This window comes from Streptomyces cyaneochromogenes (assembly GCF_003963535.1).
Taxonomy (GTDB): Bacteria; Actinomycetota; Actinomycetes; order Streptomycetales; family Streptomycetaceae; genus Streptomyces; species Streptomyces shaanxiensis.
Genome location: NZ_CP034539.1, coordinates 8,251,146 through 8,275,436 on the forward strand (window position 1 = coordinate 8,251,146; position 24,291 = coordinate 8,275,436).

At 71.6% G+C, this 24,291-nt stretch carries 22 protein-coding genes; 8 read left to right on the forward strand and 14 right to left on the reverse strand.

All coding sequences use genetic code 11. The features are described 5' to 3' along the window. Positions 1-193: 193 nt before the first annotated feature. Positions 194-1,525, reverse strand: a complete 1,332-nt coding sequence (locus EJ357_RS37280) for a hypothetical protein (protein ID WP_126396071.1) — start codon at positions 1,523-1,525, stop codon at positions 194-196. 114 nt (positions 1,526-1,639) lie between these two features. On the opposite strand from EJ357_RS37280, the gene EJ357_RS37285 reads away from it, so the two are divergent. Further along, positions 1,640-2,863: a molybdopterin-dependent oxidoreductase gene (locus EJ357_RS37285; RefSeq protein WP_228472728.1), complete on the forward strand. Its 1,224-nt coding sequence runs from the start codon at positions 1,640-1,642 to the stop codon at positions 2,861-2,863. A gap of 340 nt (positions 2,864-3,203) precedes the next feature. Here the strand turns inward: EJ357_RS37285 and EJ357_RS50595 are convergent, their stop codons facing one another. The 3 genes from EJ357_RS50595 to EJ357_RS37305 are packed head-to-tail and all read right to left on the reverse strand — an operon-like array spanning position 3,204 to position 5,271. Beyond that, positions 3,204-3,956, reverse strand: a complete 753-nt coding sequence (locus tag EJ357_RS50595) for a class I SAM-dependent methyltransferase (RefSeq protein ID WP_126396073.1) — start codon at positions 3,954-3,956, stop codon at positions 3,204-3,206. Continuing rightward, positions 3,953-4,570 carry a TIGR04282 family arsenosugar biosynthesis glycosyltransferase gene (locus EJ357_RS37300; RefSeq protein ID WP_126396074.1) on the reverse strand — a complete coding sequence of 206 codons (618 nt, stop codon included), beginning with the start codon at positions 4,568-4,570 and terminating at the stop codon, positions 3,953-3,955. Before EJ357_RS37300 ends, EJ357_RS50595 begins: the two co-directional genes overlap by 4 nt. Then, entirely contained in the window at positions 4,567-5,271 is a 705-nt protein-coding gene (locus tag EJ357_RS37305) for a glycosyltransferase family 2 protein (RefSeq protein ID WP_126396075.1), read from the reverse strand. The genes EJ357_RS37300 and EJ357_RS37305 overlap by 4 nt, the downstream gene beginning before the upstream one ends. 103 nt (positions 5,272-5,374) lie before the next feature. On the opposite strand from EJ357_RS37305, the gene EJ357_RS37310 reads away from it, so the two are divergent. Further along, a complete protein-coding gene (locus EJ357_RS37310) occupies positions 5,375-6,094 on the forward strand; it encodes a response regulator transcription factor (protein ID WP_126396076.1) in 720 nt (239 codons plus the stop codon). 2 nt (positions 6,095-6,096) lie between these two features. Further along, positions 6,097-7,215, forward strand: coding sequence for a sensor histidine kinase (locus EJ357_RS37315; RefSeq protein ID WP_175647657.1), 1,119 nt, complete (start codon positions 6,097-6,099; stop codon positions 7,213-7,215). A 21-nt stretch (positions 7,216-7,236) separates the two neighbouring features. Here EJ357_RS37315 and EJ357_RS37320 read toward each other — a convergent pair whose 3' ends face one another. After that, positions 7,237-8,238 carry an NAD-dependent epimerase/dehydratase family protein gene (locus EJ357_RS37320; protein ID WP_126396077.1) on the reverse strand — a complete coding sequence of 334 codons (1,002 nt, stop codon included), beginning with the start codon at positions 8,236-8,238 and terminating at the stop codon, positions 7,237-7,239. Between the two features lie 168 nt (positions 8,239-8,406). Between EJ357_RS37320 and EJ357_RS37325 the strand changes: the two genes are divergently transcribed. Next, complete coding sequence (locus tag EJ357_RS37325) at positions 8,407-9,144, forward strand: flavodoxin family protein (RefSeq protein ID WP_126396078.1); 738 nt, start codon at positions 8,407-8,409, stop codon at positions 9,142-9,144. A gap of 111 nt (positions 9,145-9,255) precedes the next feature. Further along, on the forward strand, positions 9,256-9,816 hold the full coding sequence (locus EJ357_RS37330) for a DM13 domain-containing protein (RefSeq protein ID WP_126396079.1): 561 nt from the start codon (positions 9,256-9,258) through the stop codon (positions 9,814-9,816). Positions 9,817-10,045: 229 nt separating this feature from the next. Here EJ357_RS37330 and EJ357_RS37335 read toward each other — a convergent pair whose 3' ends face one another. From EJ357_RS37335 to EJ357_RS37350, 4 genes are all read right to left on the reverse strand, one after another. Then, positions 10,046-11,068: a LacI family DNA-binding transcriptional regulator gene (locus tag EJ357_RS37335; RefSeq protein WP_126396080.1), complete on the reverse strand. Its 1,023-nt coding sequence runs from the start codon at positions 11,066-11,068 to the stop codon at positions 10,046-10,048. 76 nt (positions 11,069-11,144) lie between these two features. After that, entirely contained in the window at positions 11,145-11,978 is an 834-nt protein-coding gene (locus EJ357_RS37340; protein ID WP_126396081.1) for an ATP-binding cassette domain-containing protein, read from the reverse strand. After that, a complete protein-coding gene (locus EJ357_RS37345) occupies positions 11,975-12,997 on the reverse strand; it encodes an ABC transporter permease (protein WP_126396082.1) in 1,023 nt (340 codons plus the stop codon). Before EJ357_RS37345 ends, EJ357_RS37340 begins: the two co-directional genes overlap by 4 nt. A 145-nt stretch (positions 12,998-13,142) precedes the next feature. Next, a complete protein-coding gene (locus EJ357_RS37350) occupies positions 13,143-14,165 on the reverse strand; it encodes a sugar ABC transporter substrate-binding protein (protein ID WP_126396083.1) in 1,023 nt (340 codons plus the stop codon). A gap of 246 nt (positions 14,166-14,411) precedes the next feature. Between EJ357_RS37350 and EJ357_RS37355 the strand changes: the two genes are divergently transcribed. Both EJ357_RS37355 and EJ357_RS37360 read left to right on the forward strand, forming a co-directional pair. Continuing rightward, positions 14,412-15,374: a carbohydrate kinase family protein gene (locus EJ357_RS37355; RefSeq protein WP_126396084.1), complete on the forward strand. Its 963-nt coding sequence runs from the start codon at positions 14,412-14,414 to the stop codon at positions 15,372-15,374. A gap of 55 nt (positions 15,375-15,429) precedes the next feature. Next, positions 15,430-15,732 carry a putative quinol monooxygenase gene (locus EJ357_RS37360; RefSeq protein WP_126396085.1) on the forward strand — a complete coding sequence of 101 codons (303 nt, stop codon included), beginning with the start codon at positions 15,430-15,432 and terminating at the stop codon, positions 15,730-15,732. 242 nt (positions 15,733-15,974) lie between these two features. Here EJ357_RS37360 and EJ357_RS37365 read toward each other — a convergent pair whose 3' ends face one another. Further along, positions 15,975-17,135 (reverse strand): magnesium and cobalt transport protein CorA, encoded by a 1,161-nt coding sequence (locus EJ357_RS37365; protein ID WP_126396086.1) that lies wholly within the window; start codon positions 17,133-17,135, stop codon positions 15,975-15,977. A gap of 147 nt (positions 17,136-17,282) precedes the next feature. On the opposite strand from EJ357_RS37365, the gene EJ357_RS37370 reads away from it, so the two are divergent. Then, the gene (locus EJ357_RS37370; RefSeq protein ID WP_126396087.1) at positions 17,283-18,404 is read left to right on the forward strand and encodes a winged helix DNA-binding domain-containing protein; all 1,122 of its coding nucleotides are present in this window, start codon (positions 17,283-17,285) and stop codon (positions 18,402-18,404) included. Between the two features lie 34 nt (positions 18,405-18,438). On the opposite strand, the gene EJ357_RS37375 is transcribed toward EJ357_RS37370, so the two are convergent. The 4 genes from EJ357_RS37375 to EJ357_RS37390 all read right to left on the reverse strand — a co-directional run bounded on the left by EJ357_RS37375 (position 18,439) and on the right by EJ357_RS37390 (position 24,228). Beyond that, complete coding sequence (locus tag EJ357_RS37375; RefSeq protein ID WP_126396088.1) at positions 18,439-19,086, reverse strand: LysE family translocator; 648 nt, start codon at positions 19,084-19,086, stop codon at positions 18,439-18,441. 151 nt (positions 19,087-19,237) lie between these two features. Next, on the reverse strand, positions 19,238-20,026 hold the full coding sequence (locus EJ357_RS37380) for a S1 family peptidase (RefSeq protein WP_126396089.1): 789 nt from the start codon (positions 20,024-20,026) through the stop codon (positions 19,238-19,240). A 313-nt stretch (positions 20,027-20,339) separates the two neighbouring features. Further along, complete coding sequence (locus EJ357_RS37385) at positions 20,340-23,159, reverse strand: helix-turn-helix transcriptional regulator (protein ID WP_126396090.1); 2,820 nt, start codon at positions 23,157-23,159, stop codon at positions 20,340-20,342. A 241-nt stretch (positions 23,160-23,400) separates the two neighbouring features. After that, the gene (locus EJ357_RS37390; protein ID WP_407698533.1) at positions 23,401-24,228 is read right to left on the reverse strand and encodes a response regulator transcription factor; all 828 of its coding nucleotides are present in this window, start codon (positions 24,226-24,228) and stop codon (positions 23,401-23,403) included. Between the last annotated feature and the right edge of the window lie 63 nt (positions 24,229-24,291).

Sequence of the window (24,291 nt, forward strand, 5' to 3'; positions counted from 1 at the left end):
GGGTATGGTGCGCGGCAACCTGACCCGAGAGGCCACCGGCCCCGCCCTGGACGCGGATGCGGGCAAGGGTGCCCTCAGGATGGGGATCGAAGGGGTAGGTGACGTGCATCGGCATCGGGCCCACCACCGAGATCATGTCCCCACGCGATATCCCCCGTTGTCTGCCTCCCGCCTTCCTCGCTCCCGCCCTGCGTCACCACCCGGTGAGCAGCAGATGGTTGAGGAGCAGCGCGAGTACCGCCTGGGCGGCGAGCCAGGGACGGGGTCGGGTGAGGAACGCGCAGGCAGGCAGCAGCCACACGGCAAAGGGGAGCCAGATGCGCTCCGTCTCCGCCTTGCTCATGCCGGACAGGTCGGCGACCAGGAGAGCGAGGAGGGCCGCGGACACGAGAAGGGCAAGGTCGACGTGGCCGGGGGGTTCGGAGTGCCGCCGGAGCAGCACGGCACCCGTCCGCCGTAGCCCCGGTGCCGTCGCCAGGCCCGTGATCATCACCGCGCAGGCGAGGTTCGCCCATACCCAGTAGCCGTAGGGGCGGATGCCGCCCACGCCCTGGTGGTAGCGCGTGACCAGCAGGCGGTACGCCTCCCACCAGTCGAACCCGGCGAGGGTGAAGGCCGTCGGCACCACGGCCAGGCCTGCGAGCAGTGCCGCGAGCAGCATGGGGCGTGCCCGGACATGTCGTCGGCCGAGCAGCAGCACCGCCGCGCCGATGAGGGCGACGAGGGTGAGGCCGTACGAGAGGTAGCAGGTGAGCCCGAAGAGGAGTCCGGCTGCTGCCGCCCACCACAACGACCGGCCGGTGACCGCGAGTGCCAGCAGCGCAACCGCCCACGCCGCGACCGCCGCGAAGTACGCGTCGGCCGAGGTGCCCATCCACACCGCGGCCGGGGCCAGGACCAGGAAGGGCGCCGCTCGTCGCGCGAGGCTCTCACCGGCCAGTGCCCGCAGCGCGACCAGCACGGCCACGCATGCCGTCGCGCCGACGGCGATGCACCACACCCCTGCCCAGCCGCCGCCCCGCAGGCCGATCCGGTCGAGGAGGACGAAGGTGAGCGTCGCCGCCGGGGGGTGCCCGGCGACATGGGCGGGCCAGTTGTCGGGGGACTCCAGAAGGATGTGGTGAGTGAAGTCCCGCAGGGTTGCCGGAATGTCGTCGAAGCGGTCGATGACCTGGAGGTACTCGTGGGGGGTGGTGAGGCGGCCCGCGATGCCTCGCTGCCAGCCGTCGATCAGTGCGAGGGAGGCGATCCAGGCCGTTGCCGTCGCCCAGGCCGTCGCCAGCAGGGCCCGCCAGGGCAGCCGGGCGGCGAGGACGGGGCCGTATGCCACCACGGCCGCCGACACAAGGAGGGCGGTCGGTGTGCCGGGGCCGACGTGCGGGGACCAAGTGGCCAGCAACGGTGGCCAGTTGACGAACAGTGTGTGGTGGGAGCTCTGGATGTGCCGTCCGACCAGTACGGCCGCCGTGACGAGGAGGGCGGCGGCCAGGGCGGCGTACAGATCGCGCAGGAGGGGGCGGGTCACATCCGCACGCTAGGCCGGGCGATGGGTTGAAGTACCTCCGTCCGGGCCGGACGTCAGCGTTTCGTCATGGGTCGTGGGGCCGTTCCGGGGGTGTCCCGGACCTACGGTCGAGCCATGACACGGTCTCCTTCCTCGCCGGGTTTCTGGCGCAGTCCCCTGCGCGGCCCCTGGCTGACCTCGGTGCTGGGTGTCGTCCTGCTCGGCGGGATCACGGTGCTGTTCGTGACCGGGCTGGTGTCCTACGCCGCCTACAACCCGAATCTGGCGCCGGTGAACGACAAGACCCCGGACAAGGGGATCCTCGGCTTCTATCTCTTCCCCTGGCCCACCGATCCGCACTGGCTGTACCGGCTCAACCAGGGTGTCCACGTCACGCTCGGCATCACCCTGATCCCCGTGCTGCTGGCCAAGCTGTGGTCGGTGATCCCGAGGCTGTTCGCCCTGCCGCCGGCCCGCTCGCTCGCGCACGCGCTGGAGCGGATCTCGCTGCTGTTGCTGGTCGGCGGCGCGCTGTTCGAGTTCGTGACGGGCGTGCTCAACATCCAGCTGGACTACATTTTCCCGGGGTCCTTCTACACCCTGCACTTCTACGGGGCGTGGGTGTTCTTCGCCGCGTTCATCGTCCACCTCGTACTGAAGACGCCCATGGCGCTGCGCAATCTGCGGCACCTGCGGGAGGAGAAGGACGACCTGGTCTCCCCACGCCCGGATCCGCCGACCGTCTCGCGGCGCGGTGCCCTGTGGTTCGTCGGCGGCGGCTCGCTGCTGCTTTTCGTGACCACGGTCGGGCAGAGCTTCGACGGGCTGCTGCGGCGCACCGCCCTGCTGGCCCCGCACGGTGGGGGCGACCCGGGCAGCGGTCCGAACGGCTTCCAGATCAACAAGACGGCCCGGTACGCCGGAATCGATACGGCGGAGACGGCCGAGGACGCCTGGCGCCTCGTCGTGACCGGACGCACCGGCACCGTCCGCCTGAGCCGCGCCGAACTGGCCCGACTTCCCCTGCACAGCGCGGCGTTGCCCATCGCCTGCGTCGAGGGCTGGTCGACCTCCGACCAGTGGTGGCGCGGGGTGCGGCTGCGTGATCTCGCCGCGCTCGTCGGGTACGACGACGATCCGCCGGACGTGCTCGTAGAGTCCCTCCAGCGGCGCGGAGCCTTCCGCCGCGCCGCCCTGCGGGCCAACCAGGTCGCCGACCCGCGCTCCCTGCTCGCCCTGTACGTCAACGGCGAGGATCTGTCCCCCGACCACGGCTTCCCGGCGCGGATCATCGTGCCGGCGGCGCCCGGCGTGCTGAACACCAAGTGGGTGGTCCGTATGACGTTCGGAGATCTCTGATGCGCCGACCGATGCCTCGACCGACGCTCCGATCGCGGATCCCTGTCGGAAGTCCGTTCCAGCTTCTGCTGCTCGCCGCCTCGTTCGCCCTCGCCGGCTACGCGGGCGTCCGCCTCCTCGCCGACGACTGGTTCGGGGTGGCGGTGTGGTTCGTGGGGGCGGCGCTGCTGCACGACCTCGTCCTGCTGCCGCTGTACGCGCTGGCGGACCGGTCCGTCGTGCAGGGGCTCGGCGCGACAGGACGACGGGACTGGGCGATGTACGTCCGGGTCCCGGCAGCGCTGTCCGGCCTGCTCCTGCTCGTGTGGTTCCCGCTGATCAGCGGCATGGTGGACCGGCGTTACCGGCTGGGCACCGGACTGTCTCCGGAGGGCTTCCTGGCCCGCTGGCTGCTGATCACCGCCGTGCTCTTCGGCGCCTCGGCGCTGCTGCTGGCGCTGCGGCTGCGCAGGGCGGCGAAGCAGCGCCCCCCGGCCGTCCACTGACCGACAGCCCTCCACCCGGCCCTGCGTGCGTGCCGCAGCAGGGCCGGGGTGCCGAGCCGCGCCCAGGGGAACGCGCCGTCCGATCCGCAGCCGTGGGTGACGTCGACGACCTGCACCTCGACACGTTCGTCGATGTCCACCGGCGCGGTCTCGGCGATCAACAGGCCGCCGGGGGAGAGGAGCCGGGCCACCCGGTCCAGCAGGGCGCGCGGATCGCCGCCGATACCGACGTTGCCGTCCATGAGCAGCACGGTGCCCCAGCGGCCCTCACCGGGCAGGGAGTCGAAGACGGAGCGGCGCAGTGCCTGGCCCCCGAGCCGTACGGCGTGGTGGACGGCGGTCTCGCTGACGTCGATACCGAGGGCCGTCCGGCCACGCGCGGCGAGTTCCGCGACCAGCCGCCCGGGCCCGCAGCCGACATCCAGCACAGCGCCCTCGCACCGGTCCAGGACGTCCAGGTCGACCGGGTCGGCGTGCGCGCACCAGCGTTCGACGTCGAGCGGCAGCAGCCAGCCGTCGGCGCGGCGCAGGAAGAGCGGGCCGCGACCGGCGCGCAGGGCGGTGGCGTACGGGTCGGCGACCGCCCAGGCGGCAGGCGTCGTGGTCATGGGCGGGTCACCGCCCGGCACCGGGCCAGCCGTGCCGCGAACTTCCCGCGCGGGGCGAGCGCGGCGACGGCGTCCGCATCAGCGGCTGTGTCTACGTCCCGAAGCCGGGGCAGGTCCCGTACCCGCAGTCCCGCCCGCACCAGCCGCTCCCGTTGTGCGGCGCCCGTGACCGGCGTCGACATGGGCACGCCCCGGAGCAGGGCGGGGTCGGGCTCGGCCAGCCCGAGGGCCCAGAAGCCGCCGTCCTCGGCCGGTCCGAAGTACGCGTCGCAGTCCGTGAAGTCGACGGTGAGCAGCCGGGGCGTCACCTGCGGGGTGTCCATGCCGATCAGCAGGGCCGGGCCGTCGCACCCGGCGAAGGCGGCCGCGAGCCGTTCGTCGAGACCGCCCGCGCCCTGCCGTACGACGTCGAAACCGGGCGGAAGCCAGGGACCGGGAGCGCCGTCCAGTACGAGGACGCGGCGGGCGGCGGGCGTCGCCGCCACGGCCCGCAGGGTGTCGGCGAGGGCCGCCTCCGCGAGCGCCGCGGCTTCCGACGGCGTGAACGGCGGGGTGAGCCGGGTCTTGACCCGGCCCGGCACAGGCTCCTTGGCGATGACGAGAAGGGTGGTCACCGGGCCGCCGTCCTCTCGCGTACGGGGGCTTCGTTCAGCACGCGGCTCATGTCCCGTACCGCCTGCCAGGTGCCGCGCCAGGTGCCCGTCACCTTCGAGGCGCCGGTGCGGGGCAGGTAGGGCACGTCGTGCTCGGTGATGCGCCAGCCCGCGTCGGCGGCGCGCACCACCATCTGGAGCGGGTAGCCGGAGCGCCGGTCGGTGAGGCCGAGCGCGAGCAGAGGCTCTCGGCGGGCTGCGCGCAGCGGTCCGAGGTCGTGCAGGCGCAGACCGGTGCGGCGGCGCAGCAGCAGGCTGAGCGCGAGGTTGCCGGCGCGGGCGTGCGCGGGCCACGCGCCGCGACCGCTGGGCCGCCTGCGCCCTAGTACGAGGTCGGTTGCGCCCTCACGCACTTCCTGCACGAAGGGCGCGAGCAGTGTCGGGTCGAGGGAGGCGTCGCAGTCGCAGAAGCAGACGACGTCGGCGGTCGCCGCGCCGAGCCCGGCGTGGCAGGCGGCGCCGAAACCCCGGCGAGGCTCGTGCACGACGGTCGCGCCGAGTGCGCGGGCGATGTCCGCGGAGCCGTCGGTGGAGCCGTTGTCGACGACGAGGGCCCGCCAGCCTGCCGGGATGCGGGCCAGGACCCAGGGGAGGGCCTCGGCCTCGTCGAGGCAGGGGAGCACGACGTCCACGGTGTTCGTGTCGGTGGTCACGGCTTTCACCCTACGAACCTGAACGGGACATATCGGGCTCCGGCTCCTTACGAAACAGGGACGTCGAAGGCGGTGGGGGACTTCGGGGGCCGTGCGGTGCGAGGCTGGAGGCATGCAACAGTCGTACGAGGTCACAGGGCAGGCCGGGCGGATCCTGGTGGTCGACGACGACCCCACGGTCGCGGAAGTCGTCGCCGGTTACCTGGACCGGGCCGGATACACCGTGGACAGGGCCGACGACGGTCCGGCAGCCCTGACCCGGGCCGCCGCGCACTGGCCGGACCTTGTCGTCCTGGATCTGATGCTGCCCGGCATGGACGGGCTGGAGGTGTGCCGCCGGATGCGCGGCCACGGGCCCGTGCCGGTCATCATGCTCACCGCGCGCGGCGACGAGGACGACCGCATCCTCGGCCTGGAGGTCGGCGCCGACGATTACGTCACCAAGCCGTTCAGCCCGCGTGAACTCGTCCTCAGAGTGGAGTCGGTGCTGCGCCGCGCACGGCCCGGCGCGGGCACACGGGCGCTGAGCGCGGCCGGCCTGACCGTCGACCCGGCCGCCCGCCGCGCCACCAAGAACGGCATCGAACTCGCCCTCACCCTCCGGGAGTTCGACCTCCTCGCCTTCTTCCTGCGCAATCAGGGACGGGCGTACGGCCGCGAGGACCTGATGCGCGAGGTGTGGGGCTGGGACTTCGGCGACCTGTCCACGGTCACCGTCCACGTCCGCCGGCTGCGCGGCAAGGTCGAGGACGACCCGGCCCGGCCCCGGCTCATCCAGACCGTGTGGGGCGTGGGCTACCGCTTCGAACCCGGCGACGGGGAGGGGGACTGACCGTGCGCGACATGCTCCTCATCGCCCTGTACGCCTTCGCCGGTGCCGCCGTCACCGGCCTGGCCGGAGCCGGTGCGCTGCGCCTGCTGCGCCGCCGCTCGCTCACCGCGTCGCTCACCGTGGTCGCCGCGGTCGCAGTGGTCGCCATGCTCGCGGGCACGCTCGCCGTCGCCTGGGCGATGTTCCTGTCACCGCACGACCTCACCGTGGTGACGACCGTGGTGGCGATGGCGGCCGTGGTCTCCCTCGCGACCGCGTTGCTGCTGGGCCGCTGGGTCGTCGCCCGCAGCCGCGAACTGGCCCTCGCCGCCCGCTCGTTCGGCGACGGCGGCGACTTCTCCGCTCCCGACGTCCCGGCCACCGCCGAACTGGAGTCACTCAGCCGGGAGCTGGCGGCCACCAGCGCGAAGCTCGCCGAATCCCGCGACAGGGAACGCGCGCTGGAGACCTCCCGGCGCGAACTGGTCGCCTGGATCTCCCACGACCTGCGCACCCCGCTGGCCGGCCTGCGAGCGATGTCCGAGGCGCTGGAGGACGGGGTCGCCGCCGACCCCGACCGGTACCTGAGGCAGATCCGCACCGAGGTCGAACGCCTCAACGGCATGGTCGGCGACCTCTTCGAACTCTCCCGCATCCACGCCGGAACCCTGCCCCTGAACCCCGCCAGGATCTCCCTGTACGACCTGATCGGCGACGCCCTCGCGGGTGCGGACCCGCTCGCCCGCGAGCACGGCGTGCGGCTGGTCGGCGTCGACGCGAACGCCGCCGCCGTCCCGGTCGAGGTCGACGGCAAGGAGATGAGCCGCGTCCTCGGCAACCTCCTGGTCAACGCCATCCGCCGCACCCCCGCCGACGGCACGGTCGCGGTCGCCGCCGAGCGCTCGCCCGACGGCGTGGTCGTGTCCGTGACGGACGGCTGCGGCGGCATCCCCGAGGAAGACCTGCCGCGGGTCTTCGACACCGGCTGGCGCGGCACGCATGCCCGCACGCCCCCGGCCGGCGCGGGTCTGGGTCTGGCCATCGTCCGCGGGATCGTGGAGGCCCACCACGGGCGGGCCACGGTACGCAACATCCCGGGCGGCTGCCGCTTCGAGGTGGTGCTGCCCGCCGCCGCTTCCTGAACGCGGGCAGCACCACCGGTCCTACGCCCGCCGCATCCCGGCCCGCGCGAACTCCGCCATGCCCTCCTCGAAACCGACCCGGGGCTTCCAGCCGAACTCGTCCCGCAGCCGTGCGGAGTCCGCGGTGATGTGCCGGACGTCGCCCAGCCGGTACTCGCCGGTGACGACGGGCTCGGGTCCGCCGCACGCGTCCGCGAGCGCTCGCGCCATCTCGCCCACGGTGTGCGGCTCACCGCTGCCGGTGTTGTACGTGGCCAGCACCCCTGTCCGAGCCTCGCCCTCCAGCGCGGCCACGTTGGCGGCGGCCACGTCCCGCACATGCACGAAGTCCCGCCGCTGACGGCCGTCCTCGAAGACACGCGGCGCCTCGCCCCGGGCGAGTGCGGACCGGAAGAAGGAGGCGACCCCGGCGTACGGGGTGTCGCGGGGCATCCGGGGGCCGTACACGTTGTGGTAGCGCAGCGACACCGCCGAGCAGCCCGTCGACCGGGCCCAGGCGGCGGCCAGGTGCTCCTGCGCGAGCTTGGTCGTGGCGTACACGTTCCGGGGGTCGACCGGCGCGTCCTCCCCGACCAGCCCGGGGGCCAGCGCCTCCCCGCACACCGGACACGGCGGCTCGAACCGCCCCGCGTCCAGATCGACGACGTCGCGCGGCCCCGGCCGCACCACGCCGTGCCGCCGACACTCGTACCGCCCCTCCCCGTACACGACCATCGACCCGGCCAGCACGAGACGCCGTACTCCCGCGTCGGCCATCGCGGCGAGCAGGACGGCGGTGCCCAGGTCGTTGCGCGAGACGTACTCCGCCGCGTCGGCGACCCCGTTGCCGAGCCCGACCATCGCCGCCTGGTGGCATACGGCGTCGACTCCGGCCAGCGCGCGGGCGACCGCCTCCGGGTCCCGCACATCGGCGCCGGGATCCGCCCGGACGTCGTACACGACCGGCTCGTGCCCGTGGGCCGTGAGCGCCTCGACGACATGGGACCCGATGAACCCGGCACCGCCGGTGACCAGTACACGCATACGGCCACGCTAGGTCCGTGGAGGTGCCGCGCCCCCGTGACCGGCCCGGCATGTCATCACTCCGTAAGGCGTCGAAGGAGCGTGGGAAGGCGCGTCGGAAAGGGACAAACCGGCACCTCCGCGAGACGCTGCCGTACGCGCCCCTCATCGCCGCCCAGGGAGACCGTCATGACAACGCCGCCTTCCCCCTCCGCGAACGACTCCTACCGCTTCGACGACCTCACCGCCCTGTTCATCAACTGCACGCTCAAGCCGTCCCCGCAGCTCAGCCACACCCAGGGACTGATCGACAAGAGCGCGGCGGTCATGATGGAGCGCGGGATCACCACATCCGAGATCCGGGCCGTCGACCACGACATCGCCCCCGGTGTGTATCCGGACATGACCGAGCACGGCTTCGCGGCCGACGAGTGGCCCGCGCTGTACGAGCAGGTGATGGCCGCCGACATCCTGGTCCTGGCCGGCCCGATCTGGCTCGGCGACAACAGCTCCGTCACCAAGAAGGTCATCGAGCGGCTCTACGCCTGCTCCTCGCTGCTCAACTCCCAGGGCCAGTACGCCTACTACGGCCGAGTCGGAGGCTGTCTGATCACCGGAAACGAGGACGGCGTGAAGCACTGCGCGATGAACGTCCTCTACAGCCTCCAGCACCTCGGCTACACGATCCCGCCCCAGGCCGACGCCGGGTGGATCGGCGCGGCCGGCCCCGGACCGTCGTACCTCGACCCGGATTCCGGCGGCCCGCAGAACGACTTCACCAACCGCAACACCGCCTTCATGACCTGGAACCTGATGCACCTTGCAGCCCTGCTCAAGCGCTCGGGCGGCATCCCCGCCCACGGCAACCAGCGCTCCGAGTGGGACGCCGGCTGCCGTGCCGACGCGGCCAACCCCGAACACCGCTGAGACGGGCACGCCCGAGGCGTAAGACTTCCGTCATCCCTCCCGCGCTGTATGAGAGCCGTCCGATCCGTTGAACTGGGAAGCGACAGGAAATCCTCAGGAGGCGAGGCAGGAATGGGACGGATGCGGAAGAGGCAGCGCGGACCGCTGATCGTCGGCGCCCTCGCAGTGGCCATGGCCGCGACGGGGTTCGGGCTGTACTGGTTCCAGCCCTGGAAGCTGTGGCAGGACGAGACCGTGGAAGAGGCGCTGCCCGGCATCGTGGAGACCTCCGGGACTCCCGCGACGGCGCCTTCGCCCACTGTCTCCGCGGTCACCGCCCCGCAGACGCTGGCGAGCGGCGAGTTGGTCAGCCACGAACACGCGACGTCGGGCACGGTGAAGCTGCTGCGGCTCGCGGACGGCACCCACGTCGTCCGGCTTGAGGACCTCGACACGAGCAACGGACCGGACCTGCGGGTATGGCTGACCGACGCACCGGTGAAGGAGGGCAGGGGAGGCTGGCGCGTCTTCGACGACGGGGAACACGTCAGTCTCGGCCGACTCAAGGGCAACAAGGGAAGCCAGAACTATCGCCTGCCCGACGACATCGACCCGGCTCGCTTCACCAGCGTCAGTATCTGGTGCGACCGTTTCGACGTGTCCTTCGGTGCCGCGGGACTCGCGCGTGCCTGACATCGGGGCACGCTTTGGCGGCGCTTGGTGGTCCGACGAAGCGCACCGGTACTCGTACGCTGTGACAGCAACTCGCTGCCCGCATCCCAGTGATCGTAGCGACGGTCTGCCGAGCATGAACGACGCTCCAACCGCATGGCCCGCGTCCCACCAAGGTCGGCGCACGGTGCCTGGCGGAGATCGATTCCGTGCGTGTGGCCCCGGCTTTCGGCCGGCGTGGGTGAGCCGCCTAAGACCTGGGCGCCGGTTGTTCCCCCGAGCCCCGGACGATCAGCCGCGTGGGCACGGTGATGGTGCGAGCCCGGGTGCGGTCGCCGTCGAGGCGGTCCAGGGCGGTGGCCGCGGCGCTGCGGCCGATTTCTTCGGGGTCCTGGGCGACGACGGTCAGAGCCGGTTCCAGTGCTTCGGCGAGTGATACGTCGTCGAAGGCGACGACGGCCACGTCCTTGCGCTTGCTGCGGGCGAGTTCGGCGACGATGCCGAGCGCCATGATGTTGTTGCCGGCGAACAGGGCGGTGGGAGGCTCAGCCAGCTCGAGGAGCTGGGCGGTCGCGGCCTGGGCGCCTGGCTGGTCGTGGGCGTTGGCGACGAGCGAGCGGTCGTAAGGGATGCCGGCTTCCTGCAGGGCCGCGCGGTATCCGGCCAGGCGTTCGCGGCGGGTGTACAGCTTGACGGGCAGGTCGCCGACGAATCCGATGCGTCGGTGGCCGTGGGTGATCAGGTGGGCGACGCCCTCTTGGGCCCCCGCACGGTTGGAGCTGACGATGCTGTCCGTGGACAGGCCGACTCCCGGTCGGTCGAGGAAGACGATGGGCAGTCCCGCCGTGCGGTGCGACTTGAGGTGGGCGTGGTCGGCGCCGACGGACGGAACGACGATCAGGATGCTGACGCGGCGGGCGAGGAACTTGTCCGTCAGGGCGCGCTCGCGGTCGGGGTCGTCGGTGGAGGAGCCCATGAGCAGGGTCAGTCCGCGTTCGCGGACGGTGTCCTCGATGGCGCGGGCCACTGCTCCGAAGAAGGGGTTGGCAAGGTCGGGGATGACCAGTCCGATGGTGGTGTCCGGGCCGCCGACGCGGATGTTGCGGGCCATGAGGTTCGGTTGGAAGCCGAGCTTGGCGACGGCGGCGAGCACCTGTTCCCTGGTCTCGGCCGAGGCGTATCCGTCCTCGTTGAGAACCCGGGAGACGGTCTTGGCACTGACGCCCACTTCACGTGCGACGTCTGCCATGGTCGGGCGGCGGTTCGCTGCCATGGAGGAAACGGTCTCCTGTGCTCGTCGGTCCCGGCCTCGGCCTCGGCCGGAACCTGTGAGTGCTTCGGTCCTGTCGTCAGTCGGCCTGGACTCCCGCAGCCTTCGCGGCCTCGGAATCCGCGACGACAGTACCTCCGGCCGCATCGACGGTGAGCGCGCCGGTCATGATGGCGACGACCTCCGCCATGGAGTAGTCCGACGGCTTGATCACGGCAGCGCGCTTCCCCAGCCGGTGGACGTGGATCCGGTCGGCGATCTCGAAGACGTGCGGCATGTTGTGGCTGATCAGGACGACCGGCATGCCCTTGTCCCGGACGCGGCGGATGAGGTCGAGGACCTGCCCGGACTCCTTGACGCCGAGGGCGGCGGTGGGTTCGTCCATGACGACGACGCTGCGGGCCCAGGCCACGGCGCGGGCGACCGCCACGGCCTGCCGCTGTCCGCCGGAGAGGGTCTCGACCGACTGGGTCAGCGAGCGCAGGCCGATCTTCAGGTCGGCCATGTGCTCGGCGGCCTCCTGGCGCATGCGCTTCTTGTCGAGCATGCGGAAGGCGCTGCCGAGGATGCCGGGGCGGCGGAGCTCGCGCCCGAGGAACATGTTCGAGGCGATGTCCATGGAGGCGGCCACCGCGAGGTCCTGGTAGACCGTCTCGATGCCGTGGGCACGGGCACTTTGCGGGCCGGAGAAGGTGATGGGTTCGCCGCCCAGGCGGATTTCGCCCGCGTCGGGGACCACCGCGCCGGTGAGGGCCTTGATGAGGCTGGTCTTGCCCGCGCCGTTGTCGCCGATGACGGCGAGGACCTCACCGGGCATCAGATCGAAGTCGGCGCCGTCGATGGCGGTGACGTGGCCGTAGCGCTTGACGAGGCCGCGGGCCTGCAGAACGGGCGTCGCAGTGGTGGTGGTCATCGGGCCTTCTTCCGGGAAATCTGGTCGACGGTCACCGCGAGGATCACCAGGACTCCGGTGATCAGGGTCTGGTAGATGGAGGCGACGCCCATCAGCTGCAGGCCGTTGCGGAACACACCGACGATGAGGACGCCGATGAAGGTGCCCAGCACCGAGCCGCGTCCGCCGAAGAGGCTGGTGCCGCCGAGGACGACGGCGGTGATGCTGTCGAGGTTGTCGGTCTGCCCGGCCTGCGGGTCGCCGACCCCGGTACGGGAGATGAGCAGCAGGGCGGCGATGCCGTACAGGAGGCCGGCCACGGTGTAGACGCCGATGGTCAGGCGGGAGGTGCGGATGCCGTTCAGCCGGGCCGCTTCCGGGCTGTTGCCCAGGGCGTATACGTGCCGGCCCCAACTCGTGCTGCTCAGGGCGTAGGCGAGGAGCAGGAACAGGGCGATCGTGACCAGCGAGCCGTAGGTGATGTCGGTGTTGCCGAGCGGGAAGGTCTGCCCGAGGGCCGTCAGCGGGCCGGGCAGGTTGGTGACCGTCTGCTCCTCGGAGTAGATGTGGGTCAGCGCGAACGCCACGTTGAGCATGCCGAGGGTGACGATGAACGGCGGCAGCGGGATCTTCTGCACCAGCGCCCCGTTGAGCAGGCCGAAGCCGCCGCAGACGACCAGGCCCAACGCGATCGCGGCCAGCGGAGGCAGGGAGCCCTCGGCCGCCATCTTGGCGATCATGATGCTGCCGAACGCCATCACCGCTCCGCAGGACAGGTCGATGCCCGCGGTGAGGATGATCAGGGTCTGGCCGATGGCCAGGGTGCCCACGACCATGACCTGCTGCACGATCAGCGAGAAGTTCCCGCCGGTGAGGAACTGGTCGGTCGACATGGAGAAGAAGGCGCAGGCCAGGAGGAGGGCGACGAGGGGGCCGGTGGTCGGTTGCGTGAGCAGTCTGCGGACCGTGGTCGGTGCTTTGAGGTCGGCGTACGCCTTGGACGTGGAGGGTGTGGAGGGTGGCGTGGACGTGGCAGTCATGCGAGGTCCTTGTCGGAAGACTCAGGTCCTTGTCGGTCCTTGTCGGACGGCAGGAGGACGAGGGGGCGGCCGAGCCCGGTCGGGGAGGAGGGGACGGCCGCCCCGCTGAGGGAGAGGCGGCGAACGTACGGTCGTCGGGGGCAGCTCAGCCCCAGCAGTTCTCCAGGCCGAAGGCGGTGTCCTTGGAGGTGACGCCGTCCTGCGCCTTGTCGGTGATCAGCGTGACGCCGGTGTCGGTGTAACCGGAGGCCTTCTTGCCGTCCTTGGCGTACGTCGCGACGGCCTTGACGCCCTCGGCGGCCATCTTCAGCGGGTACTGCTGCGAGGTCGCGGCGATCTTGCCGTCCTTGACGGCCTGGGTGCCGGTGCAGCCGCCGTCGACGGAGACGATCAGCACGTCCTTCTCCCGGCCCTTGGCCTTCAGCGCGGTGTACGCGCCCAGCGCGGCGGGCTCGTTGATGGTGTAGACGACGTTGATGTCGGGCGACTTCTGCAGGCAGTTCTCCATGGCGGTCTGGCCCTTGGCCTGGTCGCCGCCGGTGTCCTGCGAGCAGACGACGGAGGGGTCGCCCTCCTTGACGCCGAAGCCCTTCAGGAAACCGTCGTGCCGCTGGACGCCGACGGAGACGCCCGGCGCGAGGTCGAGGGTGGCTATCTTCGCCGCCTTGCCCTTCATGGCGGCCTTGGCGTACTCGCCGATCAGCTCGCCGGCCTTGAGGTTGTCGGTGGCGAACAGGGCGTCGACCGCGCTCTCCGGGTCGGTCGGGGTGTCCAGGGCGATGACCAGAACGCCCTTGGCCTTGGCCTTCTCGATCGCCGGCACGATCGCCTTGGAGTCGCTCGGCGTGATCAGGATGCCCTTCACCCCGGCGGCGACCATGTTCTCGATGGCGGTGACCTGACCGGCGTTGTCCCCGTCGAACTTGCCGGCCGCGGTGGACAGCTCGACACCGTTCTCCTTGGCGGCCTTCTCCGCGCCCTCCTTCATCTTCACGAAGAACGGGTTGGTGTCGGTCTTGGTGATCAGACCGACCTTGACGCTGCCCGATCCGGCGTTCGCCGTGCCCGATCCGGATCCGGATCCACAGGCGGTCAGGGCGAGGGCTGCGACACCCGTGCAGGCAGCGGCTCTGAGCAAGGAGACGGGCAGACGAGAGATGCGAGACATGAACAACTCCTGCGGGATTGCGGGCGAGCGGCCGGCATCGGGCATGCCGTCCCGGAGGTGTCATCGTTGACTTATGTCATCGTTGACACTTCATGGCGAGGATGATGGACTCCGCCTCCAGGCAACGTCAATGCCTTGCACTCGTCACAAATCGGCAACGCCCGGGGCCGTCGCCCGCCCGAACCCGCTCAGCGGCTGCCCGTGAAGTGCCCGTTTCGCCCGCGCGTTCTCAGAGAAGAGCAGCCCATGAGCCCGCATCAGATCACCGTCCTGGGGGAGTGCGTCGCGGACGCGTTCACCGAACCCGCAAGTGCCCGCAACGAGCTCGCGCTGCGGGTGCTGCCGGGCGGCGGACCTGCGAACACGGCCGTGTCCCTGGCCAGGCTGGGCACACCGGCCCGATTCCTCGCGCGGCTGTCCGGCGACGTGTTCGGCCGCTTGTTCCGGACGCACCTGGAGGCGTCGGGCGTGGACCTGTCGTACGCCGTGGCGGCGGCCGAGCCCAGCACGCTGGCCGTGGCCGAGCTGGACGCCCACGGGCAGGCCGCCTTCTCCTTCCACGCGCAGAACACGGCCGACTGGCAGTGGACCTCCGGGGAACTGGCGGGGCTGGACCTGTCCGAGACGGCCTGTGTGCACACCGGGTCGCTGGCCCTGGTCCGTGAACCCGGCGCGGCGGTGGTGGAGGAGTTCCTGGCGACGGCCTCACGTCAGGCCACCATCAGTATCGATCCCAACGTCCGGCCGCTGCTGGTGCACCCCGACGTGTACCGCGCCAGGCTGGCGCACTGGTGCGCCCTCGCCGACATCCTGCGACTGAGTAAGGACGACCTGGAACTGCTCCTGCCGGGCACCCCGCCGGAGCAGGCATGCGACACCTGGCACGCCGCAGGGGCACGGCTCGTCATCATCACCCTCGGCGCCGACGGAGCCCTGGCCTCACTCGACGGCGAACGGCTGCGGGTGCCGGCGGTGACGACCCAGGTGGTCGACACGGTGGGGGCGGGCGACTCCTTCACCGCCGGGCTGCTGCACCATCTCGCGACTCGCGGCAGCCTCGGTGGCCGGCTGACCGGTCTCGGTCTCGACGAAGTCGCGGAAGCCTGCCGGTTCGCCACCCGGGTCGCCTCCCTGACGTGCTCGGTCGCCGGCCCCAACCCGCCATGGCGCGACCAGCCGGCACTGCTCGCGACCGCCGGCGACGCCTGAGGGACCGTACGTTGCCCACCACCCCGACTCCACCCACTGACGAGGAGACGAAACCATGACGAAAACCCTGCTCGCCGAGTTCACCGCCCGAGAGGGAGCGGAGGACGAGGTCGCCCGCCTGATCCGGGACTACGCCCTGAAGGTGCGCGAAGAGGAAGGCAACCTGACCTTCGACGTCTACACAAAGGCGGCCACCCCGCGCGCCTACTGGATCTTCGAGGTCTACCGGGACGAGGACGCCTTCAAGGCACACCTGGACGCCCCGTACGGCCCCCCGTTCAACGCCGCCCTCACGCCGCTGATCGAGGAAGACGCCTCCGTCCTGACGTTCCTCGATCCGCTGGCCACGCATCCTTAGCGAGTGTTGAACGGAGCAGTCGTGGCGGAATGCCCCACCGGGTGACGTCGGACGACGTCGCCGCCGGGTGCCGGTGGCGGAGGGACTCCAGGTTGTCAATGTCCGTAGTCAAGTGACCACATTTGACTGGAGGTTCCCGGAAGAAGACAGACCTTGGATTCGCCAGGCCGGCGGGCCCCAAGTGACCGGCTTGCACCTGGACTGCTACGCCCACGTCATCCCAGAGGCCGGACGCCAGAGACTCAGAGCCAATCGCGCCGCTTGAAGATGACGTACAAACTGGTACAAACAATCCCCATCAGGGCGATTGCGAAGGGGTATCCGAACACCCAGCCCAACTCCGGCATGTGCCGGAAGTTCATCCCGTAGATCGTCCCGACCAGCGTCGGCGCGAACAGAATCGCCGCCCACGACGAGATCTTCTTGATCTCCTCGTTCTGCTCGAACCCCGCCTCCGCCAGCGCCCGCATCTCCGCGTTCTGCTGCTGGGTGACCAGCGTCGCGTTGACCGTGAGGATCTCGGTGAGGGCCTGACGGAAGCCGTCGACGCGCTCGCTGGTGTGGGTGACGTGGTCGGCCACGTCGCGGAGGTAGCGCTGGAGTTCCTCGTCCGTGCCGTACTTGGAGAAGCCCGCCATCAAACCGTGCAGCATGCCGACCAGCGGGCGGGTGGCGCGCTGGAACTCGACCATTTCGCGGGAGAGTTCGTAGATACGGCGGGAGACCTCGGGGTCGCCGCGGAAGACCTCGGTCTCGATCTCGTCGATGTCGTTCTGGACGCCCACCACCACCGGCTCGTAACCGTCGACGACCGCGTCCAGTATCGCGTAGAGCACCGCCTCCGGGCCGAGTTTGAGCAGCTCCGACGTCTCCTCCATGCGCCGGCGCACCGCCGACAGATCGGGGGCCGCGCCATGGCGGACCGTGATCACGAAGTCGGGGCCGACGAACACATGGAGCTCGCCGAAGTCGACCTCCTCGGGCGCGTCCAGGTAGCGGGCCGCGCGCAGGACCACGAAGAGCGTGTCGCCGTAGCGCTCCAGCTTGGGCCGCTGGTGCGCCTCCATCGCGTCCTCCACCGCGAGGGGATGCAGGTCGAACTCCGCGGCCAGGGAGAGGAGCTCCGCCTCGGTGGGGCGGGCCAGGCCGATCCATGCCATGCCGGACGGCTGGTCGCGCAGCTCGCGGTAGGTCTCGGCGAGGGTGGCGGGCGAGGACACGCGGACGCCGTCCCGGTACAGCGCCGCCTGCACGACGCTCGCCACCTCGGAGGAGTCAGGGGGCACGGAGCGGGCCGGAGGTGCCGGCGGCTCTGGCTCCGGTGGCGACGGGGGAGTGAGGGCTCGGCGCCAGACGGACTTCATGGCGTTCTTCGAGGCGGGGCGGGCGCGTCGCTCGGACATCGCGGCTGCCTCCCGGTCGGGACGACGAGTACGTGATCTCGGAGCAGGATATACGGGGCGAATCGCATGGGCGGGGCGGGACCCCTCTCTGGATTCCGCGACAGTCGCGGACGGAAGCTGTCCGCAACTCTCGCTAGCGTGCCCGGTATGACGAAGCGCAGCACCAACAAGACGAAGGCCGCAGCAGGCCCTGTGCTCAGCACCCGCGCCCTCAACCGCGCCACCCTCGACCGGCAGCTGCTCCTGCGCCGCTCCCCGCTCACCGCCCTGGCCGCCGTGGAGCACCTGGTCGGCCTCCAGGCCCAAGAGGTCAAGCCGCCGTACTACGCGCTCGCCGCCCGCCTCGAAGGCTTCACGCCCGAGGAACTGTCGGGACTGCTGGCCGACCGCGCGGCCGTGCGCATCGTCACCATGCGCTCCACGATCCATCTGCACACCGCCGACGACAGCCTCACCCTGCGGCCGCTGGTGCAGCCCGCCCGGGACCGCGAGATCAACTACTTCCGCAAAGGTCTCGTCGGCGTCGACCTGGACCGGCTCGCCCTGCTCGCCCGCGACCTCGTCGAGGCCGAGCCCCGCACCATGAAGCAGCTCCGCGAGGCCCTCGGTGGCGAGTGGCCGGACGCCGACCCGCAGTCCCTGGCCGTCGCCGCACGCTGCAAACTCCCCCTCGTCCAGGTCACCCCGCGCGGCATGTGGGGCCGCAGCGCCCAGGTCGCCCTCACCACCGCCGAGCACTGGCTGGGCCGCCCCGGCGAGCCGGCCGCATCAGCCGACGCCACGGTCCTGCGCTACCTGGCCGCCTTCGGGCCGGCCTCGGTGAAGGACATGCAGACCTGGTCCGGCCTCACCAGGATGCGCGAGGCCTTCGAACGGCTCCGCTCCGAGCTGGTCACCTTCCGCGACGACAAGGACGTCGAACTCTTCGACCTCCCCGACGCCCCGCGCCCGGACCCGGACACCCCGGCCCCGCCCCGCTTCCTGCCCGAGTTCGACAACCTCCTCCTGTCCCACGCCGACCGCACCCGCGTGATCCCGCCCGCGAACCGCGGCCGCACCTGGCAGGTGAACACGGTCTACTGCCCGTTCCTCGTCGACGGCTTCCTCGCCGGCGTGTGGCGGATCCTGGACGACGCCCTCGTCATCGAGGAGTTCACCGAGCTCACCAAGGGACAGCGCGCGGAGGTGACCGAGGAGGGGGAGCGGATGCTGAAGGTCCTGCATCCGCAGACGCCGTACGACATCCGGTTCGGGACTGTCATCCCCTAGCCCTGCCGCTGGCCCCTGCCGCCGGCCCCTGCCGTCACTCCGCCCGGCCCGTCACCGCGACCGTCACCCCGAGGCCGATCATCGTGCACCCGCCCGCGCCGCCTATCAGCGACAGTCTGCGGTCGGAGCGGGCGAACCAGGAGCGGGCCGCCGACGCGGTCAGGCCCCACAGGGTGTCCGTGACCAGGCCGATGGTGATCGGGACCAGGCCCAGCAGGAGCATCTGCAGCGGGACGTGGCCCGCCGAGTGGTCCACGAACTGGGGGAGTACGGCGGCGAAGAACACCACACCCTTGGGGTTGGTGACACCGACGAGGGCGCCGTCGAGGACCGTACGGAGATCACCGCGTGCCGGGCCCGGCGGCCGGGACTGTATCGCCGCCGCCTTCAGTTCCTTGCGGTGCCGGAACGCCTGTACGCCCAGGTAGACCAGGTAGGCAGCGCCGGCCAGCTTCACCGTCAGATAGACCGTCACAGACCGCTCCACCAGGGAGCCGATCCCCACCGCGACCGCGACCACCAGCAGATACGAGCCGAAGACATTGCCGAGCGCGGTGGCCACGGCGGTGCGACGGCCGTGCGCCAGGGCGCGGCCGATGACGAACAGGACGCTCGGCCCCGGAATCACGATCACCAACACCGACATCGCCGCGAAGGCGAGCAGACGGTCTGCGGACACCATGCCCATCACCCCCATCCGGCAGCCATTCAAACAGGCGCCACTGGCAATGGACATGGATAGGGGGCGTTGCGGGCCGCTCGTGGAGGCCCGCAACGCCCCCTGGTCTTTCACCTGAGGTGTGCTCAGGAGACCTTCTGGGCGCCGATCCCGGCTACGACTGGACCTGTTCGGTCACCTCGTCCGAGAAGGTGGTCAGCCGGGTGTAGACACCCGGGTAACCGGCCTGGGCGCAGCCCTCGCCCCAGGAAACTATCCCTGCCAGGACGCCCCCGATGAGCAGGGGACCGCCGCTGTCGCCCTGGCAGGTGTCAACGCCGCCGGAGGTGTATCCGGCGCAAACCATGTCGGACTGGATGAAGTCCGAACCGTACGAGCTGCGGCAGCTGGAGTCGGAGACGGTCGGCACCGTCGCCGTGCGCAGCTGGTTGGAGGAGCTGCCGCCCGAGGAGGTGGTGCCCCAGCCCACGATGCGGGCGGTGGTGCCGGCCGCGTACACACCCGTGTCCGAGGAGTCGACGTACGAGGCCGTCGTGTACGGCATCGAGGTCGACAGGGTCAGCACGGCCACGTCGTTGCCCTCGGTGGCGGTCGTGTAGTCGGGGTGGATCCAGATGTCGCTGACCCGGCTGACCGTGCCGTTCGTGCCGTTGCGGTAGGTGCGGCCGCCGACGACGCGGACGCTGCTGGTGGTCTCGTCGACCAGACAGTGCGCGGCGGTCACGACCTTGGTCGCGGAGACGAGCGTGCCACCGCAGAACTGGCTCTGCGAGGCGTCCGTGATCTGCATCATGAACGGGTACGCGGACGCCGTTGTCGTCGTACCGCCAACGATGCGCGAGTCGGCGGCCTCAGCGGTGGGGGCGCTGAGCAGTGCGGCCGCGGCGGCGGCTGCGGTCGCCGTGACAACGGCGGTCTTTCTGGCACGGGTGAGCCCGAACATGAGTCTCCTCATTGCGGATTGCCGGTGGGGGGTCGCGCGGGTGTGGGGGGTTGAGCACGGGGGCCGCGGGACCGACCCCCGTGTGCCCGGCGAGCGGCACATCCATAAGGTAGGTCCCGGCAGTTCCCCTTCCCAATGAGGGAACCCCCTAAGGGAGTTGGGCAGGGAAAACCCTCGGTCGTGCCGGATAAACCCGCGCGGACCGACAAAGACGGGTGAACCTACGCCTCACGGCATGCCGAACGTGCCTCGCGCGGTGCCTCGAACGCGCGGAGCCAGGTGTCCCGAACGCACGTATCCCGGCGCCCCGAAATCAGGTCGTACGACGTCCCGCCGCGAGTCTGACGATGTCGACCCGCGATCGGATCCCCAACTTGCGATAGACCCGGGTAAGTGTCGCTTCGACCGTTTTGACGCTGATGAACAGGCGTGCGGCGATCTCGCGATTGGTCGCGCCCTCCATGACGAGCGCGGCGACCTGACGCTCCATCGAGGCGAGCCCGTCCAGCCCGTCAAGGCCGTCCGGCGCGGCGGCGGGGGTGGGGGCCACCTCCGCGGGGCGTGTCTCGGCGGCCGCCTCGACCTGCCGCAGCCAGGGCAGCGCCCGGCAGCGGCGGAACAGCCGGGCCGCCTCGTCGTACGACGTCGGCCCGGGCGCGCCCGGGCGCAGCTGGGCCAGGGCGAAGGCGGCCCGGGCCTCCTCCAGGCCGTAGCCCAGCTTGCCGAGCCGGTCCTGTGCCGAGGTCAACTGGGCCATCGCCGCGTCCTGTTCGCCCCGTGCCGCGCGGATCAGCGCCTCGGCGCGGTCGAGGACGGCCAGCACGCTCCCGCGGTCCAGCCGCAGCGCCTGCTCGCGCGTGACGTCGATGACGTCCTGGGCCTCCGCGAACTCGCCGCTGCGCACCAGGGCCTCGGCGAGGTCGCCGTGCCAGCGGCCGCGCGCCGGGTCGGTGATGCCGAGGCCCTGCTCGACCTCACGCACCCGGCGCAGCGAACGCACCGCCGCCGGTGTGTCCCCCGCCACCAGCTGGGCGTGGCCGAGGGCGGTCAGGGCGCGGGAGACGTACATCTGGTCGCCGTCCTCCTCGGCGTGCTCCACCGCTTCCCGGGCGAGCGCGAGGGCCCGGTCCACCTCCCCGCCCGCGGCCTCGGCGAACGAGGTGAGCACCGCGGAGGCCACCTCGCCGATGCCGGTGTCGCGGGCCAGCCGCAGGCTCTCGCGGGCCAGGTCGAGGGCGCGCCCGCAGTGGCCGGAGTGCAGTTCGGTCTCGGCGATCCCGCGCAGGAAGTGCACCTCGCTCTCCACCCACCCGTGCCGGCGCACCTCGCGCAGCAGCGCGGTGACCGCGGCGCGCGCCTCGGGCAGCTGGTCGCTCATGACCAGCCAGCGGAAGCGGGAGTACCCGGCCCCGTTGTGATGGCAGGCCACCCTCGGGTCCTGGGGCTCCTGCAGCGCACGCCGGATGGTCGCGGGGGCGTCCGGGTGGCCCATGAGGGTCTCGATCTGGGCCCGGAAGGCGAGCGCCATGAGCTCCGTGTACCGGTCGCCCGCCCGCGCGGCCAGCTCCGCCGAGTACGCGGCCTCCTCCCGCGCCTCGTCGAAGTCGCCCTTGACGAGCAGGGCGCGCCAGGTCAGCTGGTAGTGGACCAGGGCGAGCAGCTGCGGGTCGTCGCCCGCGTCGGCCAGTGCCTGCGGGAAGATCGCGTCGACCTCGTTCATCGCGTGGCCCGCCGTGTCGATCACGGCGATCCAGGCCCGTACCCGCTCCGCGGGGACGGTCGTACGGGCGAGCACCTCGCGGGCGATGTCCCGGGCGAGGTCCAGCTCGCCCGCGGTGATCGCGTCCTCGACGGCCTGCAGCCTCAGGGCCTCGGGGCTCGGGTCACCGTCCGCCGGGGTGTGCCGGGCGGCGAGCAGGCAGAGCTGGGCGGAGACCGAGGGCGCTCCGCGGTCCCGGGCCTGGGTGGCCGCCTCGGCGAGACGGGCGGCGACCTCCGGGTCGGTGCCGGTGGTGGCGAGGGCCAGGTGTCGGGCGCGCTCGATGGGGTCCGAGGCGGCCGTGGACAGCGCGGCGTGAGCGGCCCGGCGTTCCTGTGCGGGCGCCTCCGCGTACAGCGCGGCGGAGATCATCGGGTGCGCGAACCGTACGGCGGGACCCTCGGGCTCCGTCGCCAGCAGTCCGAGCCCGGCGGCCTGGGCGGTCTCCGCCTCGGCGTTGTCACGGCCGGCCGCGTGCAGCAGGGCAAGGGTGGGGCGGGCGCCGGCGCTCGCGACCAGGAGGGTGCGGCGGGCCTCCTCCGACAGCATCTCCAGGCGGTTCAGCACCAGGGCGCGCAGCGAGGTGGGCACCGGCAGGGGCTCGCCCGGGCGGGGCGGGGTGGGGTTCTCGGCGAGGGCGCGGCCCAGTTCGAGGGCGAACAGGGCGTTGCCGCCGCTGGTGCGGTGGATGTCCCGGACCGTGGAGCGGGGCAGGCCGGTGAAGCCGCGGTGGTCCAGCAGGACGGACATCTGGGCGCGGGAGAGGGGGCCCAGCCGTACGGCGAGGGTGTCCGGCGGGCACGCGCGTAGATGGCGGTCGTACTCCTGGCCATCGGTCCGTACCGCGCACAGCATCCGCACCGGGGTGTCCCCGAGGCGGCGGGCGGCGAAGCCGAGGAGCTCGGCGCTGGCCGGGTCGAGCCACTGGAGGTCGTCGGCGACGACGAGGACGGGGCCGGTGTCGGCGAGGGCGCGCAGGGCGGACAGCACGGCCAGGCGCAGGGCGAGGCCGTCGCGCTGAAGGGTGGACTCGCCGCGGCCGGTCAGTGCCGACTCCAGGGCGGTGAGCTGGGCGGTGGGGAGCCGGTCGGACACCTCGTCCAGGACCAGGCCGAGCAGGTCGGCGAGGGCCAGGAAGGGCAGATGGGATTCGGACTCCGTGGGCGAGCAGCGCAACACGGTGCGGGCCGCCGCGCCGTAATCCGCGGCCAATGCCCGCAGGACGGTCGACTTCCCAATTCCGGCAGGCCCGTGAAGCAGCACGCTGCCGCCCCGTCCGAGCTGCTCACGCGCCGCGCTGAACGGCTCCTCCCTGCCGATGACCTGGTCGGGGCGGCAGCTGGCAGGCTCCTTGAAGTCCCGTCGCACGGTCACCGCTCCCCTCCGTGTGTCGTGTTCGGGCCAATATTAGGCAACGGATCTTTGAAATTCGGACCGAAGACATGGTGAGGCAAATAACAACGGTGGAGCATGGGGAAATTCAAGGGTCGGGTGAATGAATGATGCTCGTCGGAGCCGGACGGCCCGAGGGGGCGACCTGCGGCCCTGCGCTGCCCCTGTCGGCGGCGGGCGGCCTACGGCCCTCGCGGATCAGCAGGCGTACTGCCCCGCGGACCTACGGCAGCAGCCCCGCCCTGCGTGCCGCGGCCACCGTCTCACCGCGGGTGTGCGTGCCCAGCTTGCGCATGGCCGAGCGCAGATAGCCCTTGACCGTCTCCGCCCGCAGCCCCAGCCGCTCGGCCGTGGCCGCGTTCGTCGCGCCCGAGGCCACGCATGCCAGCACGTCCAGTTCGCGGGGCGCCAGCTGCACGTCGGCGCGCCGGGGCCCGTCCGTCAGCAGGCCGCAGGCGGCGAGGAGCTCCGCGCGCAGGGCGGGGTCGCCGATGCGCGGGGCCAGCGCCCGCAGCGCGGCGTGGGCCTCGCGGACCTGCTCCCACGTGGCGCCCCGGTCGGACGGCACCGTCTGCGGACGCGCCGTCTCCTCCAGCAGCCCGCGCGCCGCGTCCCGCACGACCAGCGCCTGCTCCACGTCCCGCGCCGCGTCCACGGCCGCCGTCAGCGTGCGGTCGCCCAGCGGCTGGGCCGTGCGCAGGGCGCCGTACAGGACACCGCGCACCCGGCGCCGTACGACGACCGGGACCGCCACCACCGAACACAGCCCCTCCATCGCGACGGCGGCGTCGTACTCATGGGTGATCTGCCGTGAGGCCGAGTAGTCCGTGACCGCGCAGGGCCGGGCGAGGGCGACGGCCTTGCCGCCCAGGCCGTTTCCGGCGGTCACCGCGAGCCTGCTCAGGGAGTCGGTGGCCGTGCCGCTCAGTTCGCTGATGCGCATCCGCCGGTGCCCGGCCTCGACCAGGCCGCCGAACGCGACCGGGAGGCCGGTCGAGCGGCGCAGGCGCAGCAGCGCGCTCCTTATCTCCACCGATCCGGCCGCGTTCACTGCCACGCTCTCGCCCTTTCACCGCTGTTTCCGGAGCGCACACCCCCGTTCGGGGGTAGTGAG

Coding starts and splice junctions, on each gene's coding strand:
- EJ357_RS37285 (WP_228472728.1), top strand. CDS start 1,640: ATGACACGGTCTCCTTCCTCGCCGGGTTTCTGGCGCAGTCCCCTGCGC.
- EJ357_RS50595 (WP_126396073.1), bottom strand. CDS start 3,956: ATGACCACGACGCCTGCCGCCTGGGCGGTCGCCGACCCGTACGCCACC.
- EJ357_RS37310 (WP_126396076.1), top strand. CDS start 5,375: ATGCAACAGTCGTACGAGGTCACAGGGCAGGCCGGGCGGATCCTGGTG.
- EJ357_RS37320 (WP_126396077.1), bottom strand. CDS start 8,238: ATGCGTGTACTGGTCACCGGCGGTGCCGGGTTCATCGGGTCCCATGTC.
- EJ357_RS37325 (WP_126396078.1), top strand. CDS start 8,407: ATGACAACGCCGCCTTCCCCCTCCGCGAACGACTCCTACCGCTTCGAC.
- EJ357_RS37330 (WP_126396079.1), top strand. CDS start 9,256: ATGGGACGGATGCGGAAGAGGCAGCGCGGACCGCTGATCGTCGGCGCC.
- EJ357_RS37335 (WP_126396080.1), bottom strand. CDS start 11,068: ATGGCAGCGAACCGCCGCCCGACCATGGCAGACGTCGCACGTGAAGTG.
- EJ357_RS37340 (WP_126396081.1), bottom strand. CDS start 11,978: ATGACCACCACCACTGCGACGCCCGTTCTGCAGGCCCGCGGCCTCGTC.
- EJ357_RS37345 (WP_126396082.1), bottom strand. CDS start 12,997: ATGACTGCCACGTCCACGCCACCCTCCACACCCTCCACGTCCAAGGCG.
- EJ357_RS37350 (WP_126396083.1), bottom strand. CDS start 14,165: ATGTCTCGCATCTCTCGTCTGCCCGTCTCCTTGCTCAGAGCCGCTGCC.
- EJ357_RS37355 (WP_126396084.1), top strand. CDS start 14,412: ATGAGCCCGCATCAGATCACCGTCCTGGGGGAGTGCGTCGCGGACGCG.
- EJ357_RS37360 (WP_126396085.1), top strand. CDS start 15,430: ATGACGAAAACCCTGCTCGCCGAGTTCACCGCCCGAGAGGGAGCGGAG.
- EJ357_RS37365 (WP_126396086.1), bottom strand. CDS start 17,135: ATGTCCGAGCGACGCGCCCGCCCCGCCTCGAAGAACGCCATGAAGTCC.
- EJ357_RS37370 (WP_126396087.1), top strand. CDS start 17,283: ATGACGAAGCGCAGCACCAACAAGACGAAGGCCGCAGCAGGCCCTGTG.
- EJ357_RS37375 (WP_126396088.1), bottom strand. CDS start 19,086: ATGGTGTCCGCAGACCGTCTGCTCGCCTTCGCGGCGATGTCGGTGTTG.
- EJ357_RS37380 (WP_126396089.1), bottom strand. CDS start 20,026: ATGTTCGGGCTCACCCGTGCCAGAAAGACCGCCGTTGTCACGGCGACC.